The 1,714-nt window shown below is 38.2% G+C and carries 3 protein-coding genes; 2 read left to right on the top strand and 1 reads right to left on the bottom strand.

The window, feature by feature from the left end:
• Both BZK14_RS10775 and BZK14_RS10770 read left to right on the top strand, forming a co-directional pair.
• Window positions 1–379 (top strand): amino acid--tRNA ligase-related protein (locus tag BZK14_RS10775; protein WP_342742242.1); only part of this gene is annotated, 379 nt, incomplete at its 5' end.
• A 33-nt stretch (window positions 380–412) separates the two neighbouring features.
• Window positions 413–1,162, top strand: a complete 750-nt coding sequence (locus BZK14_RS10770; RefSeq protein ID WP_077926494.1) for an SDR family NAD(P)-dependent oxidoreductase — start codon at window positions 413–415, stop codon at window positions 1,160–1,162.
• 73 nt (window positions 1,163–1,235) lie between these two features.
• On the opposite strand, the gene alr is transcribed toward BZK14_RS10770, so the two are convergent.
• Window positions 1,236–1,714: alanine racemase (alr, locus tag BZK14_RS10765; RefSeq protein WP_077926493.1), on the bottom strand; the 479-nt coding region annotated here is incomplete at its 5' end.

Raw genomic sequence — 1,714 nt, 5'->3', positions numbered from 1 at the left:
AAGTTTTGATCCTGATGTGATTACGGTATTACATAGTTATCCTGCATCACAAGCATCTTTAGCTAAAATTACGAAAGATTGTGCTGGGCATTTGATAGGCAAACGCTTTGAAATTTATTGGAAAGGTTTAGAGCTTGCCAATGGCTATGAGGAACTAACAGATCCTGTTGAACAACGAGCGAGATTTGAAAAAGAAAATATTCTACGCCAAGAATATGGTTTAGCGCCCGTAGATATTGATGAACTGTTTTTACAAGAAATGGCACAAATGCCAACATTGGTTAGTGGTGTTGCGATGGGTGTAGATCGGCTATTGATGGCGGTTGAAAATACGAATAATATTAATGATGTTATTTTATTTGCTTTTGAAGAGAGCTAAGTAAGATCCATCAATATCAGTAGGGAGAATGGAATGAATGTAGTGATTACAGGTGTATCATCAGGTTTTGGTTATGAAATGGCAAAGATTTTTGTACGGGCTGGCCATACAGTGATTGGTGTTGCACGCAGACAAGATCGTTTAGAAGCAATTCGTACAGAATTGGGTGAGCGTTTTTATGGCTTTGAGCTGGATGTTTCCAATCGTGCTAATGCAGAAACTGTTGTAACAGAGATCATATCACAGTTTGGGCATGTGGATATCTTGGTGAACAACGCAGGTTTAGCATTAGGTTTGGAAGGCGCACATGAGGCTAATTATGATGATTGGCAAACAATGGTGCAAACGAATGTTCTAGGTTTAATCTCATTAACACAGTTATTCTTGCCTTATATGGCAGAAAGAAATGAAGGTTATGTGATTAACATGGGTTCGATCGCAGGGAATTGGCCATATCCTGGTGGTAATGTTTACGGAGCAACAAAGGCATTTGTGAAACAATTTAGCTTAAATTTGCGTGCAGATCTATTTGGTAAAAATATTCGTGTCACGAATGTTGAGCCAGGTTTATGTGGCGAGACAGAATTTTCTAATGTGCGTTTTAAAGGTGATGATGATAAAGCGGCTGCTTTATATCAAAATGCTCATCCTGTGACAGGCAAAGATATTGCGGATATCGTGTTCTGGTTGGCGAATCAGCCAAAGCATATCAATATCAACCAAATTGAAATTATGCCAACTAGCCAAACATTTGGTGGTTTGAGGGTTCATTACGCTGAGTAGTAAAAATATTTTGATATAAATAAAGCCATCTTCTTTATGGGAAGATGGCTTAAATTTTTTGGATTGAGATAATTTAGTCAATCACATGGAAGTGAATGCGTTTTGCTAAGTGCGTGAAGATAGTATATGGAATCGTATTTGCCCAAGTTGCTACATGTTCAATCGGTAATTGCTCGCCAAATAGAATCACATCATGTTGCCATTTAGATTCAGGTACATGGGTCAAATCCACCATAAACATATCCATCGCAACGCGACCAACCAATGGTGCTTTATAACCATCAATTAATACATATGCATCTTTGATTTCTCTTGGATAACCATCTGCATAGCCACAAGCCACAACGCCAATTGGCATATCATGTTTAGCTGTAAAGGTTGCGCCATAACCAACATGATCACCTACAGTAATATGATTGACATGAATGATCTTGGAACGTAATTCTAAAATAGGTTTTAAACCAATATCTGCACCAGTTTTACCATCGAAAGGTGATGCGCCATATAGAGATAATCCTGCACGTACAATAGATTGAGCTGGCTTATTATCAT

Source organism: Wohlfahrtiimonas larvae, assembly GCF_002006755.1.
Taxonomy (GTDB): domain Bacteria; phylum Pseudomonadota; class Gammaproteobacteria; order Cardiobacteriales; family Wohlfahrtiimonadaceae; genus Wohlfahrtiimonas; species Wohlfahrtiimonas larvae.
The sequence above is the reverse complement of the archived record's forward strand: the minus strand, read 5'-3'. Positions and strand labels throughout refer to the sequence as shown.